The organism is Muricomes intestini (assembly GCF_004346165.1).
GTDB lineage: Bacteria > Bacillota > Clostridia > Lachnospirales > Lachnospiraceae > Muricomes > Muricomes intestini.
Window position 1 is genome coordinate 91,320 of the sequence record NZ_SLZZ01000007.1, and the last position, 14,809, is coordinate 106,128.

General features: G+C 45.0%; 14 protein-coding genes. 2 read left to right on the top strand and 12 right to left on the bottom strand.

The window, feature by feature from the left end:
* Positions 1-160: 160 nt before the first annotated feature.
* Positions 161-1,501, bottom strand: coding sequence for a magnesium transporter (gene mgtE, locus EDD59_RS06760; protein ID WP_132380243.1), 1,341 nt, complete (start codon positions 1,499-1,501; stop codon positions 161-163).
* Positions 1,502-1,579: 78 nt separating this feature from the next.
* Between mgtE and EDD59_RS06765 the strand changes: the two genes are divergently transcribed.
* Complete coding sequence (locus EDD59_RS06765; protein WP_132380246.1) at positions 1,580-2,863, top strand: nucleotidyltransferase; 1,284 nt, start codon at positions 1,580-1,582, stop codon at positions 2,861-2,863.
* Positions 2,864-2,876: 13 nt separating this feature from the next.
* Here EDD59_RS06765 and EDD59_RS06770 read toward each other — a convergent pair whose 3' ends face one another.
* The 6 genes from EDD59_RS06770 to polA are packed head-to-tail and all read right to left on the bottom strand — an operon-like array spanning position 2,877 to position 9,453.
* Positions 2,877-3,734, bottom strand: a complete 858-nt coding sequence (locus tag EDD59_RS06770; RefSeq protein ID WP_132380250.1) for a DegV family protein — start codon at positions 3,732-3,734, stop codon at positions 2,877-2,879.
* Between the two features lie 16 nt (positions 3,735-3,750).
* A complete protein-coding gene (locus tag EDD59_RS06775; protein WP_132380253.1) occupies positions 3,751-5,115 on the bottom strand; it encodes a PFL family protein in 1,365 nt (454 codons plus the stop codon).
* 50 nt (positions 5,116-5,165) lie between these two features.
* Positions 5,166-5,438: an ACT domain-containing protein gene (locus tag EDD59_RS06780; RefSeq protein ID WP_132380257.1), complete on the bottom strand. Its 273-nt coding sequence runs from the start codon at positions 5,436-5,438 to the stop codon at positions 5,166-5,168.
* Between the two features lie 19 nt (positions 5,439-5,457).
* Positions 5,458-6,255: an MBL fold metallo-hydrolase gene (locus EDD59_RS06785; protein ID WP_132380260.1), complete on the bottom strand. Its 798-nt coding sequence runs from the start codon at positions 6,253-6,255 to the stop codon at positions 5,458-5,460.
* Complete coding sequence (coaE, locus tag EDD59_RS06790; RefSeq protein WP_132380363.1) at positions 6,252-6,833, bottom strand: dephospho-CoA kinase; 582 nt, start codon at positions 6,831-6,833, stop codon at positions 6,252-6,254. The genes EDD59_RS06785 and coaE overlap by 4 nt, the downstream gene beginning before the upstream one ends.
* A gap of 4 nt (positions 6,834-6,837) precedes the next feature.
* On the bottom strand, positions 6,838-9,453 hold the full coding sequence (polA, locus tag EDD59_RS06795; RefSeq protein ID WP_132380263.1) for a DNA polymerase I: 2,616 nt from the start codon (positions 9,451-9,453) through the stop codon (positions 6,838-6,840).
* A 167-nt stretch (positions 9,454-9,620) separates the two neighbouring features.
* Here polA and EDD59_RS06800 point away from each other — a divergent pair, with 167 nt between their 5' ends.
* Positions 9,621-10,247: an HAD family hydrolase gene (locus EDD59_RS06800; RefSeq protein WP_132380266.1), complete on the top strand. Its 627-nt coding sequence runs from the start codon at positions 9,621-9,623 to the stop codon at positions 10,245-10,247.
* Between the two features lie 99 nt (positions 10,248-10,346).
* Here the strand turns inward: EDD59_RS06800 and trpA are convergent, their stop codons facing one another.
* Genes trpA through trpD form a run of 5 tightly spaced genes read right to left on the bottom strand, consistent with a single transcriptional unit; the run spans position 10,347 to position 14,788 of the window.
* Positions 10,347-11,129: a tryptophan synthase subunit alpha gene (gene trpA, locus EDD59_RS06805; protein ID WP_132380268.1), complete on the bottom strand. Its 783-nt coding sequence runs from the start codon at positions 11,127-11,129 to the stop codon at positions 10,347-10,349.
* Positions 11,122-12,306 (bottom strand): tryptophan synthase subunit beta, encoded by a 1,185-nt coding sequence (trpB, locus tag EDD59_RS06810; protein WP_132380276.1) that lies wholly within the window; start codon positions 12,304-12,306, stop codon positions 11,122-11,124. The genes trpA and trpB overlap by 8 nt, the downstream gene beginning before the upstream one ends.
* Positions 12,284-12,907: a phosphoribosylanthranilate isomerase gene (locus tag EDD59_RS06815; RefSeq protein ID WP_207670382.1), complete on the bottom strand. Its 624-nt coding sequence runs from the start codon at positions 12,905-12,907 to the stop codon at positions 12,284-12,286. Before EDD59_RS06815 ends, trpB begins: the two co-directional genes overlap by 23 nt.
* Before the next feature lie 45 nt (positions 12,908-12,952).
* Entirely contained in the window at positions 12,953-13,759 is an 807-nt protein-coding gene (gene trpC / locus EDD59_RS06820) for an indole-3-glycerol phosphate synthase TrpC (protein ID WP_132380280.1), read from the bottom strand.
* A gap of 12 nt (positions 13,760-13,771) precedes the next feature.
* Complete coding sequence (gene trpD, locus EDD59_RS06825; protein ID WP_132380282.1) at positions 13,772-14,788, bottom strand: anthranilate phosphoribosyltransferase; 1,017 nt, start codon at positions 14,786-14,788, stop codon at positions 13,772-13,774.
* Positions 14,789-14,809: the final 21 nt, after the last annotated feature.

The following is a 14,809-nucleotide window of genomic DNA, read 5'->3' on the forward strand; positions in this document are numbered from 1 at the left end:
CTCAGTTCAGCCAAGCAGATTTTTGCAAAGATATGTAGAAGAAAGCTTGCTTTCATATACAATATCCTCACGGAAATTTATTCCCGCGAGCAACGAGCCAAGCGCAAATGCTTGCATTTCCATTTGGCGACTGCCGCGAGGGTCAAAGAACCTGACTGTGCTAGGATCTGAGGTGAAATATTGTTGTCACTATATTAAAATAAACCAGGATTGTACAAGTATCAAGAATTGTGGAGATCAGGGGCGCTGCCATGATTGCCGGATCCAGCCCCAGTTTTTTCGCAACAAGAGGCAGTGTACAGCCCACAGATTTTGCTATAACCACCACTGCCATCATAGTAATTCCAATTGCCGCGGACAGCATAATATCCTGATCATACATAATATAAATCCGGATTCCGTTTACAACTGCCAGCAGAAAGCTTACAGCCAGTGCAACACGGACTTCCTTGAAAATAACCCGGAAAATATCTTTAAATTGAATTTCTCCTACAGCCAGCCCCCGGATAATCAGCGTTGAACTCTGAGATCCACAGTTTCCGCCTGTACCCATCAGCATAGGAATAAATGTAATCAGAACTGGCATGGCTGCCATTGCCTTCTCATAGTGTCCCAGAAGCTCTCCTGTCACTGTTGCTGAAAGCATCAGAAGCATCAGCCACAGGCTCCTGTGCTTAGCATGCTGAAGCACTGATGTGCCAAAATAGGAATCTTCATTGGGACTGACACCGGCCATGATGCTGATATCTTCTGTCGCCTCATCCTGCAAAACCAGCATGGCATCATCATAAGTTACAATACCAACCAGACAGTTTTCATGATCAATGATTGGAATTGCAACAAGGCCATACTTTTTAATCGTCTTTGCCACATCCTCCTGGTCATCCAGCGTGGTAGCCAAAAGCACGTTCTCATCCATGATTTCTTCAATCAGCCAGGACTCACCTGCTGTCAGGAGGTCCTTTACATCCACCGCACCGATCAGTTTCCTCTTTTCTGTGACGTAACAGGTGTAAATGGTTTCCTTATTAATACCGACCTGACGGATCTTGAGGATTGCATCTGCCACTGTCATTTCCCTGCGCAGGCTGACATAGTCCACATTCATAATGCTTCCTGCACTGTCCTCTGGATACTGGAGCAATACATTGATTTTCTTCCTTGTGTCCTCGTCCGTTGCCATCAGCAGACGGTCTACTACGTTAGCCGGCATCTCCTCCAGAACATCTACCGTATCGTCCACGTACATTTCACCCATAACCTCTTCCAGTTCAGAATCTGTCAGAGCGTTGATTAAATCCTCACGCATATCACTGTTCATATCCGTGAAAACTTCGGCAGCCTCCTCCTTGGCAAGAAGCCGGAAAATCAGAATTGCCTGTCTGGTCCCGAAGTCCTCAAGCATTTCCACAATATCGACAGGGTGCATGGATTCCAGTTTTTCCTTCAGGTCTTTAAATTTGCGTCGTTCCAGAAGTTCGAGTATCGTTTCTTTCTTCATCCCATGCCTCCTTCTTTGTTGTAGTTCTCATTCTTTTATAGTATAATGGTTAACAAATTGTTATACAAGGAGATTCTTATGAAAATTGTTGGTTTAATCACCGAATATAATCCATTCCATAACGGCCATCAGTATCATATTGAAAAAGCAAAGGAGGTCACAGGTGCTGACACGGCCATCGTGATTATGAGCGGTGATTATGTACAAAGAGGTACTCCTGCCATCATGCCCAAATACATACGTGCCGAGATGGCTTTGAAATGTGGAGCAGGGGCAGTATTTGAACTTCCTGTCTGCTATGCCACCGGGAGTGCAGAATTTTTTGCTATGGGTGCTGTTTCTTTCCTGGATGGCCTAGGGATTGTAGATTCTATTTGTTTCGGAAGTGAGTCGGGTGACCTTGAGAGACTTCAGAATCTAGCTGATATCCTGTACGAGGAGCCGACAGAATACCGAAATCTTCTACAGGAAAATCTCAAAAAAGGCATGTCTTTCCCCTCAGCCAGACAGGAGGCACTCAGTGTCTATACAAAAAGCCCGGAATGTGCTGCCCTGCTTGACGATCCAAATAACATTTTAAGTATAGAATATCTGAAAGCATTAAAAAGGCTGAGCAGTAACATTAAGCCTTATACCATCAAGCGTCAGGGGTCTAACTACCATAATGCAGAGCTGGCACCCAATTACAGTTCCGCTACCGCCATCCGTTCCCTGCTCGCATATTCCAGCTCTGCAATCGGCACTCACCCCGGCGCTACATTTGAGAACACACATTTTTCCAATATCTTGAGTCAGCTGGAGGATCAGGTACCAGCCTGCTGCCTGGAGCTGTTAAAAGATTACCACCGGGTCAAATATCCGGTTTATCAAAACGATTTTTCTCTCCTTATGAAATATAAACTGCTGAACAAATCTGCCGAAGACCTGGTCAACTATATGGATGTCTCTGTAGATCTGGCGAACCGTATTAGTAATCAGCTTAATAATTTCTTCAATTACAAGCAATTTTGTGAACTGCTCAAAACAAAAGAAACCACCTATACACGTATTAACCGCGCACTTTTGCACATCATGCTGGGGATTAAAAAGAGCACTGTAGAAGAATATGTCAAGGGTGGATGCCACTACTACGCCCGCCTCCTCGGATTTCGCAGAGACCGTGAAAAAATACTGAGCAGTGTTGTAAAAAATGGACGGCTCCCGCTGCTGACCAGTCTCTATGATACGGACGCAATTCCTGAGATTGGTCAAAAGATGCTCTACCATGATATCCTCGCCTCCAACCTGTATAAATCCGTAATTACAGATAAGTTTAAGACGGTATTTGAAAACGAATACAAACAGACCATTATAAAGGTGTAACTGTTCAGAACAGTTACACCTTTTTCATACAAGTGACCGCCATGGAGCCCGGTCCGATATGACAAGCCACGCTCAGGGACAGTGGTCCTTCTATTATCTCATACTGTGGGAATCTGTTGTGAATCTCTTGTCTCCACACGTTCACTTCTTCCCGGCTGCATGTATATGCCATTCCCAGAACCATCTGTTCTTCTTTCCCTGCAAAACGTTCCGCCAGATCTGTCTCTATCGCCTTTAGCATAGTTCTCTTTGCAGCTTTCCATCCCCGCACTTTTGCAAATGCATCCAGCTTTTCACCTTGAATCTGCAGTACCGGTTTCAAATTCAACACGGTTCCCAGGGCTGCTGCCGCCGGAGTGATTCTGCCGCCTTTTTTTAAATATTTCAGTGTATCTACAGTAATGTAGATACTCGCCTCCATCTTTTCTCTCTCAAGGACTTCTCTGATTTCGGCTGCCGTCTTCCCCTCTTCTGCCAGTTTGATTGCATCCAGAACAGACTGCACCTGGGTAACTGAAATTCTCTGATTATTTACCACCTGTACTCTGCCGCCGTAATCCTGGGAGAGTGTCACAGCTGTTTCGCAGCTGCTGCTTAACCCGCTGGACATGGGAATATGAACAACCTCATCGTATTTTTCAAGCAGGCTGTCCCAAAGCTCAAGAACATCTCCCGGAGATGGCTGGGATGTTGAAATATCGGAATCTTCACCCAGTCTTTTATAAAATTCTTCCTGTGTCAGCGTAATGTCTTCCAGAAAAAGTTCTCCGTCGATAAAAAACGGCATGGGAATTACGAAAACCCCCAGTTCTTTCCCCTGTTTCTGTGTTATCCCGCTATTACTGTCTGTTACAATTGCAATTTTCTTCATAAGTTATTCCCCTGTTTTAGTTCTTGAAACTATGAATCGGTGCCGGTATTCTCCCTTCCCGGCCAATAAATGCTTCACAGCTGAATTCATTCACCGGCATAATGGGCGCATACCCAAGAAGACCCCCAAATTCAGCACTGTCCCCCAAATCTTTTCCGATAACCGGAATCAAACGGACCGCAGTGGTCTTCTGATTTACCATCCCGATTGCCATCTCATCTGCAATAATACCAGAAATCGTAGCGGCCGATGTCTTTCCCGGAATTGCTATCATATCCAGTCCCACGGAGCACACACAAGTCATAGCTTCCAGCTTTTCCAGTGTCAGTGCTCCCAGATTCACTGCATCTATCATACCCTGATCCTCACTGACAGGAATAAATGCGCCGCTTAGGCCCCCTACATAGGAAGATGCCATAACACCGCCTTTTTTCACCTGATCGTTCAACATTGCAAGAGCCGCCGTTGTCCCAGGTGCCCCCACACGTTCCAGCCCGATTTCCTCCAAAATTTCAGCCACACTGTCCCCCACTGCAGGGGTCGGTGCCAGCGATAAATCAACAATTCCAAAGGGAATCCCCAGCCTTTTGGACGCTTCGCCCGCCACAAGCTGACCCACACGAGTCACTTTAAAAGCTGTCTTTTTAATCGTCTCGCAGAGCTGCTCAAAGTCCTTTCCCCGTACTTTTTCTAAAGCTTTTTTTACCACTCCCGGACCGCTGACGCCTACATTAATTACTGCATCTGCCTCCGTCACTCCGAGAAAGGCACCTGCCATAAAGGGATTATCATCCGGCGCATTGCAAAAGATAACCAGCTTTGCACAGCCCAGTGAGTCCTCCTCCCTTGTTGCTTCTGCAGTAGCCTTTACAATCTCCCCGCAGAGCCGTACGGCATCCATATTTATTCCTGTCCTTGTGGAACCCACATTGACAGAACTGCAGACCCGTTCAGTCTGGGAAAGTGCCTGTGGAATAGATTGAATCAGATTCATGTCACCTTGAGTCATCCCTTTGGAAACCAGTGCAGAATAACCGCCGATAAAATTGACGCCCACTTCTCTTGCCGCCTTATCCAGAGTTTTTGCAATGGTTATGTAATCTTCCGGGCTCTTGCAGGCAGCCCCGCCTATCATTGCAATGGGCGTGATGGAAATTCTTTTATTTACGATGGGAATTCCAAATTCCTTTTCAATATCATTGCCGGTAGAAACCAGTTTTTCAGCCACTGTCGTAATTTTTTCGTATATTTTGCGGTTCAATTCCTGCAAATCAGACTCAATACAGTCAAACAGGCTTATTCCCAGAGTGATTGTGCGGACATCCAGATTCTCATGCTCAATCATCTGGTTGGTTTCTGATACTTCATACATATTAATCATTGTACTTGTCCTCTCTTCATTTGATGCAACTTCTTCTGAAGTCTTTATGTTTAGAGTCTGTGCATTTTTTCAAAAATATCTTCTCTCTGGCAGCGGATGTTTACGCCAATTTCAATGCCCAGCTTTTCCATCTCATCGCATACCACCTTAAAATCTTTATCCAACTCTGTCACATCTACAATCATCATCATGTTGAAATACCCTTGAATAATTGTCTGGGAAATATCCAAGATATTAATTTTATTATCGGCTAAATATGTACATACCTTGGCAATAATTCCCACAGTATCTTTTCCCAGCACCGTCACTATACACTTTTTCATGTCCTTTCCCTCCTGTTGTCTACACCGTAATGATTTCCGAAATTATATCTCTTTTGGCTACGGTCATGTTCAGGTCCTCTCCCTTATAGTCATTGTCACTTAAGGTAACCTCCAGCTTTACCGTCTCATAGGCAAGTGCCGCATAATTGTTTTCCTTGCTGAGATGTCCCAGAAGAATATGTTTCAAATTATTATGTAGTATATCACAAAGAAGCCTTCCCGACAATTCATTGGATAAATGTCCCTTATCCCCCATTACACGCTGTTTCAGATAATAGGGATAAGTTCCCACCTCCAGCATATGGATGTCATGGTTGGCTTCCAGAAGTACCGCATCCAGATTTTTTAGATTTGAAACCGTATATTCATCGTAAATCCCCAGGTCCGTGGCAACTGCAACAGACTTTTCTCCATAGTTCATTCTGTATCCGGAAGGTTCATTTGCATCATGGGAAATACGAAATGGATCTACCGCAATATCCCCAATTGTAAATCTTTCATCTATATGTATGGGATTCAGAAGATCATCCGGCAATTTCCCCAAAGGAGCATAATTCTTGATTCCCTCTATTGTTCCTGGTGTTGCATAGATCGGTACTTCATATTTTCTGCTGAAAACACCCAGTCCCTGTATGTGGTCCGAATGCTCATGGGTGATTAAAATACCGTCCAGTTCTTCTCCCTTTATTTCCAGTTCCTTAAGCCCCGCTTCAATCCGCTTTTTGCTGATTCCTGTATCCACAAGTAAATGGGTGTTGTCATTCCCTACATAGATACAGTTTCCGCTGCTGCCGCTTGCAATGCTGCATAACCTCATAATTGTTCTCCTATTTGCTCTTTTGTCTCCTCAAACGTCCCGCTGTTGTCTATGACAACCCGGCATACTTCACGAAATACAGATTCCGGGGACTGAGAGAGTATCATACGGCTGATTGCCTCATCGGAGTACCCTCTCGATTTTTTCAGTCTCTCTCTTCTGACAGCTTCTTCCGTGTAAATATACCATAATTCATCACAGATGTTTTCATACCCGGCTTCCGGCAGAAGAGCCGCCTCAATAACATACAGCGGCACTCCCATTTTTTTCTTCTCTATAATATCCTGTTTCACCCATTTTTTCACTTCCGGGTGAACGATTTTGTTAAGTATCTTTCTTTTTTTCTCATCCTGAAAAATGATTTCCGCCAGTTTCTTCCTGTCCAGTTCTCCGTCTTCTTTGATAATTCCGTTTCCAAACTGTTTTATAATTTTCCGATAGCAATCCGTCCCCTGTCTTTGGAGCTCCTTTGCCACCTCATCCAGCTGGCTGACAGCTGCGCCGTATTCCTCTTTCATGTAACTTAAGACTTCACTTTTCCCAGAGCCTATTCCACCGGTTATTCCCAGCACCTTCATCCGATTACTTTGCCTCATACCAATTTCTTCCTGTATGCATATCTACAATCAGAGGCACATCCAAATCTGCTGCATGCTCCATCTGACGCTTCAGAATTTCTTTTACCTCTTCTGCTTCTTCTTCATAAGCCTCTATCAGCAGCTCATCATGGACCTGCAAAATCATTTTTGACTTGAGCTCTTTTTCCTTAAACTCTCTGTTTACGCCTATCATGGCAATCTTTATAATGTCAGCGGCAGTCCCCTGAATCGGTGCATTCATGGCCACGCGCTCTCCAAAACTGCGCTGCATGAAATTGCTGGATTTTAATTCAGGAACAGGTCTTCTGCGCCCGAACAAAGTCACAACATAGCCTTCCTCCTTTGCATGTGCCACCGTGTCATCCAGGAAACGTTTGATTCCGGGATAGGTCTCAAAATAATTCTCTATATACTGTGACGCTTCTTTTCGCGTAATACTCAAGTCCTGGCTCAGGCCAAAGGAACTGATGCCATACACAATCCCAAAATTTACAGCCTTTGCATTGCGCCGCTGCAGGCTGGTAACCTCATTGAAGGGTGTGTGGAACACCTGAGATGCTGTCATCCGATGGATATCCTTGGCTTCCTTATAGGCCTGAATCAGCTTTTCGTCCCCCGAGCAGTGAGCCAGTACCCGCAGCTCAATCTGAGAGTAATCCGCATCAATAAAAATGCACCCTTCTTTTGGCACAAATACCTTTCGAATCAGCCGGCCCAGCTCCATCCTCACAGGAATGTTCTGCAGGTTGGGCTCTGTACTGCTGATTCGCCCCGTAGCGGCAATGGTCTGATTAAATTTCCCATGAATTCTTCTGTCAGTGCCGATATAAACCGACAGACCGTCCGCGTAAGTGGATTTTAACTTGGACAGTTGTCTGTATTCCAATATCTTTTCTACGATCGGATAATCCGGTGCAAGCTTTTCCAATACATCTGCGGCAGTGGAATAACCAGTCTTTGTCTTCTTCCCATTGGGAAGCTTCATATGTTCAAAAAGCACAACAGCAAGCTGCTTTGGAGAATTAATGTTGAAGGATTCCCCCGCCATTTCAAATATCTCTTTTTCCAGCTCCACAATCTTGCCGCCCAGCTGCTCCCCATAGAAGCGCAGTGCCTCCGCCTCTACCTGGATTCCTGCCTGCTCCATATCAAACAGTGTGAAGACAAGAGGCATCTCAATATCTGTGAACAGATGGTACATTCCCTCTGCCTGCATCTTTTCCCGCATTGGCTCTGCACAGGCAAATGCAGTGTAAGCTTCATAGCAGGCTTTTGTCATGCTGTCTGTTTTTCCATCTACTGTAATATCCAGCTGTTCCCTCGCCACATCGTCACAGTCATAATGATTTGTCAGTGGGTTCAGAAGATAAGCCGCCACTGCAACATCAAAACAATTTTCCTGTCTTATAATTTTAACGTCCGAAAGATATTTTTTTAAATCAAACATGGAAAATGTTTTTACTGTGCCGGCAACATCTGAAAGTTTTCCCAACAGATAATCCATATCCATATCCGCATCGCTTAATATAGAATAAACTTTATCCTTTCCGTAAGCAACCGTCACTCTGCCGTACCCGGAAGGATGTGCAAATAAGGGTGGTACATTTTCTGTATCTTCCGTGATGGCAGCGCCTGTGCATTCTGCCCTGGCTGCTTCGGCGAATATCCTTTCTGCCTCTTTTTTATCTGTAATTTCTTTAAAATAAGATTCCAGGGTATTGCCGGATGCCTCTACATCAAACCTGTCCATCATATTTTTAAACTGAAGGCGCTGAAAATAGACATAGGCCTCCTGTGTGTAGGGATTCCCATATGCTGCCGCATTCAAATCAAAGGCGATATCCGCGTGAATATCAATGGTTGCCAGCGTCTTGCTCATACAAGCCTGATCCCAGTATTCCTGCAGATTTTTGCTGGCCCTTGGCGGCTTCAGTTCACTCACATGGGCATAAGCATTTTCAATAGATTTGTATTCTTCAATAATCTTTGTAGCAGTCTTCTCCCCTATCCCGGGCACTCCCGGAATATTATCAGAAGCATCTCCCATAAGGGCTTTCACATCTATAAATTCTTTCGGAGTAACTTTGTATTTTTCCTTTACATCAGCGGCATAATAGTCCTCCACCTCTGTCCTGCCCTGCTTTGTCTTGGGGATACGGATTTTTATATGCTCCGTGGCAAGCTGCAGGGTATCTCTGTCCCCGGAAATAATAGAAACATCCAATCCTTTTTCTTCACAGATGTGAGAAATAGTCCCCAAAAGATCGTCTGCCTCCAGACCCGCCTGCTCAACAATCTCAATCTTCATGGCTTTCAGGACTTCTTTAATCACTGGAACCTGTTCACGCAGTTCTTCCGCCATAGGCTTCCTTGTTCCCTTATAATCTGCATACATCTCATGTCTGAATGTAGGGGCATGTACGTCGAAAGTGACGGTCAGATACTCCGGCTTTTCCTCATCCAGAACCTTAAACATGATATTTAAAAACCCATAAATAGCGTTCGTATGGAGCCCCTCTGAATTCGTCAGATCCGGCACCCCATAGAACGCCCTGGTTAAAATACTGTGGCCATCTATCAATACTATTTTTTCACTCATTTTCCATTCTCCACATCCTTGCTGCTATACCTAGTGCACTGTCTAAGTCAATGAGACGGCACACTAGAGCTTTTATAAAGTATACACTAAAATCTTTCTTTTTAAAAGGCTCTTTTTATGATATCATAAAAATAACTACTGATTTTTACAAAAAGGAGTAAATACTTATGGATGGAATTATTTTTGATGTAGACGGAACTTTATGGGATTCCACAGAAACAGTTCTGGAGTCCTGGACCCAGGCAATCACGGAGAATTCTAATTTGGATATTGATGTGAGCAGTCCCAGGCTCCGAGGCTTATTTGGAAAGACCATGGATGAAATATACAGTGCACTTTTCCCCTCTTTACCAAAAGAAGAACAGCAGCGGTTGGGGGATCTTTGCTTTGCATATGAAAACCGGCTGTTGGAAACAAAGCCCGGGATTCTATACGAAGGGGTTCAGGAGGTATTTCACACCCTTTCTGGGAAAACTCCTCTTTTTATTGTCAGCAACTGCCAGCGCGGGTATATTGAAATATTTTTAAAGGTCAATAAGCTTGAGGGCACTGTCAAGGATCATCTATGTTTTGGAGATACACTGGTGTCCAAGGGACAGACCATTCTGCGGCTGATGGAAAAGAACGGACTGCAGGATGTTGTTTATGTGGGAGACACACAAGGTGATTATCTGGCTTGTCAGGAAGCGGGAATACCGTTCATCTTTGCTGAATACGGATTTGGAGATGTGCCTGAGGCAGAATACAGAATAAAAAAACTGACAGATCTGCTGGAGTTTTCAAAAGGGGTCTGACCCTTTTGAGCTCCGTTTTCAGAATATTCTGAAACTATCCAGGAGGGCAGCGCATGTCCTTGAGGTGAAATCGAGCCTGCCCTCTGTCTACTCTTTAACTTATCTTCCTGCTTTTTTCACCGCTTCCTTCATACTCTTCACATATCCTGCTATAGGCTCTTCTGCCTTGTTTCCATATTTTTCTATCAGCTTAACAATTGCGCTGCCCACAATGGCCCCATCGGAGACCTCCGCCATCTGCCCCGCCTGCTCAGGCGTGCTGATTCCGAATCCCACTGCTGCCGGTATGTCGGTCACCTCGCGGATGGAGGAAATAATAGAGGGGATATCCGTTTCAATATTGCTTCTCACACCTGTCACTCCCATGGATGAAACTACATAGAGAAATCCTTTTGCCTCTTTTGCAATCATCTGAATTCTCTGTTTTGAGGTAGGCGCAATCATTGAAATAATATCCGTTCCATGTCTCTCGGCGATATCTGCTATTTCCCCTTTTTCCTCATAGGGCATATCGGGGATGATGATACCATCTACCCCCAGTTCCTCACATTTTTGAAAAAAGTTTTCATACCCATAATGGAATACCGGGTTTAAATAGGTCAGAAATACCAATGGTATCTGACTTTTTTCTCTTACCCTCCTGACAATTTCAAATACATCATCCGTGGTCATTCCTTCCTTTAACGCCCGTATATTTGCGTCCTGGATTACCACACCTTCCGCCGTAGGGTCGGAAAATGGGATTCCTATTTCAACCAGATCTGCACCCGCCTCTTCCATCGTCAAAATGTAGTCCACTGTTTTCTTTAGAAACGGATCACCTGCTGTCAGAAATGCAATAAAAGCTTTCCCGTTCGAAAATGCATTTTTTATTTTACTCATGAATGTCCACCCCCTTGTATCTTGCAATCGCCGCTACATCTTTATCTCCCCGCCCTGACAGACAGATAATCATTACTTCATCGTTTTTCATGGCAGGAGCAAGCTTTTTCGCATATGCCACAGCATGGGCGCTCTCTATGGCACAGATGATGCCTTCCGTCTTTGCCAGGTATTCAAATGCCTCCACCGCCTCATCGTCAGTCACCGGCACGTATTGGGCCCTGCCGGAATCTCTTAAAAATGCATGTTCCGGCCCGATTCCCGGATAATCAAGGCCAGCAGAAATGGAATATACCGGTGCAATCTGACCATATCCATCCTGACAGAAGTAAGATTTCATTCCATGGAATACGCCTATAGTCCCTTTTGACATAGTTGCCGCATGTTTATCTGTATCCACTCCTCTTCCGGCTGCCTCACAGCCAATCAGTCTTACTCCCACATCAGGAATAAAATGGTAAAACATTCCCATGGCGTTGCTCCCTCCGCCCACACAGGCAAGCACTGCTGAGGGCAGTTTCCCCTCCGCCTTTAAAATCTGTTCCCTAACTTCACGGCTGATGACACTCTGAAAGTCCCTTACCATCATCGGAAACGGATGCGGACCCATAACAGAGCCCAGAACATAATGAGTATCAGAGACTCTGCCGGTCCACTCCCGCATGGTTTCATTGACCGCGTCCTTCAGTGTCTGGGTTCCACTGGTCACAGGATGGACTTTCGTGCCCAGGAGCTCCATCCTGTATACATTCAGAGCCTGGCGGTCTGTATCCTCTTTTCCCATGAACACTTCACACTCCAGCCCCAAAAGTGCCGCCGCTGTGGCCGTTGCCACGCCGTGCTGTCCCGCACCGGTCTCTGCAATCACTCTGGTTTTCCCCATTCTTTTGGCAAGAAGCACTTGCCCCAGAACATTATTGATCTTGTGAGAGCCAGTATGGTTCAAATCCTCTCTTTTTAAATAAATCTTTGCTCCGCCCAGATCTTTCGTCATCTTCTCTGCATAATACAGGCGGGAAGGGCGCCCCGCATAGTCGTTCAACAGACTGTTTAGCTCCGACTGAAATTTGGCATCTTTTTTATAATATTCATACTGTTCCTCCAGATGAATCAATTCGTTCATGAGTGTTTCGGAAATGTACTGCCCTCCAAACTCACCATATCTTCCTTTCAACATTTCTAATCCTCCTAACTGCCTCTTTTATTTTTTCTCTGTCTTTTTTTCCTTCTGTCTCTACACCGCTGCTCATGTCCACTCCATAAGGCAATACCTGAAAGGCAGCTTCAGTAACATTTCCCGGATTCAAGCCTCCGGCTAGAAAGAAAGGTTTTGTAAGCCTGCCGATAAGCCTGTAATCAAACTGTTCCCCGGTTCCCCCTGTGCCGCTGTCCAAAAGCAGGTAATCTACATTGCTTTCTTCCCAGCGCTGCAGCTCCTCAGAAGAAGCATCACATGTCATGGATATAGCTTTTATGACCGGAGCATTACAGTACCGCTTTAATGTTTCCACATATTGCACATCCTCGCTGCCATGAAGCTGTACCATATCTATAATTCCTTTCCCCGCCAATTGCAGGATAACATCCAACTCTTCATTTACAAATACCCCTGCAGCTGAGATTCCTTTGCACAGCTCCCTCCTCAAAAAATCCGCCTCTTTGGGGGCAACATATCTGTGGCTTCCCTCTGCAAATACAAAGCCAATCAAATCCGGCAGGGCCTCATTTACCGCCTCAATATCTTCAGTACGGCTCAGCCCGCAAATCTTAATTTTCATAATCAAACCTCGCTTTGAATTATCAGAATAATCTGAAAATGGTCCTCAAAAGGGTCTGACCCCTTTTAGTTCTTCCAGCTTTTCTTGCCTATTGGGGCTTCTCATAAGTGTCTCTCCTATGAGCACGGCATCTATTCTGTTCTTTTCCAGCCGACGAATGTCATCCGCTGTTTTTATTCCGCTCTCTGAAATATATAGGATGTGTTCCGGCACCAGATTTCGGAGCCCTTCGCTAGTGTAGAGGTCTACCTGAAAGGTTTGTAAATCTCTGTTATTGACTCCGATGATTTTTGCTCCACAGCTGACGGCTCTTTTTACTTCCTCGGAAGTATGTGTTTCCACCAGTGCCGACAGACCAAGCTCTCCTGCAATCTTTATATATTCTTTCAATTCTTCATCCATTAATATAGCGCAAATCAGAAGAACCGCCGAGGCACCCATTACTTTTGCTTCGTACAGCATGTAGGCATCTATTGTAAAATCCTTTCTCAAAATGGGAATCTTGACTCTTCGGGAAATTTCTTCCAGAAATGTATCACTCCCTTTGAAATAAAATGGTTCTGTCAGAACCGACAGCGCACTCGCCCCTGCCTGTTCATATTCTTCTGCTATCCCTATATAGGGAAAATTCTCCGCTATTATCCCTTTGGATGGAGATGCCTTTTTTACTTCGCAGATAAAAGACATTCCTTGTTCTTTCAGAGCCTCTTCAAATGGGAATACAAAGTTCCCTTTTTGTTTTTCTCTAAGAGCCAGTTCGTATGCCTTTTCTCTTAGCTCTTCCTCCGGCACCTGTTTCCTTTTTTCTGCTATTCTTATTCTTGTCTTTGCTGCAATCTCATCTAATATCATATCTTTTTTATCTCACTCCTTCTCATTGGAACAGCGGATAAACTGCTCCAGTTTTTGCTCTGCCTTTCCGTTGTCTATGGTCTCTCCGGCAAGATGTACACCATCCTCCAGGGTCTCTGCCTTCCCCGCCACATAGAGGGCTGCCCCTGCATTGAGCAGTACCGCATTGCGCTTTGGTCCCTTTTCCCTGCCCTCCAGAATCGCTCGAGTAATTTCTGCGTTTTCCTGCGGGGTTCCCCCTGTCAGCTCAGATTTTTTACAACGGCTGAAGCCAAACCGTTCCGGCGTGATTATATAAGAGTGAAAATTGCCATCTTTTATTTCACATACGGTAGTCGGTGCACTCATGGATATCTCATCCAGTTTATCCTGTCCATATACCACCATGGCATTCCTTACACCCAGATTTTCCAGCACTCTTGCCAATGGCTCCACGAGGGCCTCCTCATAGACTCCCATGACCTCCATATTTGCACCTGCCGGATTTGCCAGGGGCCCGAGTATATTGAAAATCGTCCGTATTCCCAATTCCTTTCGGACAGGCGCCACGTATTTCATGGCAATATGATAATTCTGGGCAAACAGGAAGCATATTTTAATCTTTTCCAGGAGCTGAGCACTCTTTTTCGGGGAAACATTGATTTTCACACCCAGAGCCTCCAGCACATCAGCGGCGCCGCTTTTGCTGGAAGCCGCCCGGTTTCCATGCTTTGCCACCGGCACCCCGGACGCTGAAATGACAAGTGCAGAGGTGGTCGAAATATTAAAAGAATTGGATTCGTCCCCTCCCGTCCCTACGATTTCCAGTGCATCCACATTGTGCAGAAGTTTTACACAATGCTCCCGCATACCTGCCGCCGATGCTGTAATCTCATCAATAGTTTCACCTTTTAGGCTCATTGCCGTCAAATAGGAACTCATCTGTACATCGCTTGCATCGCCGCTCATGATTTCATCCATGACCCGATACGCTTCCTCATAAGTCAGATTTTCTCTCTTTGAAAGTTTTAAAATCGCCTCTCTAATCATAATATTGTCTTCCTTTCTATA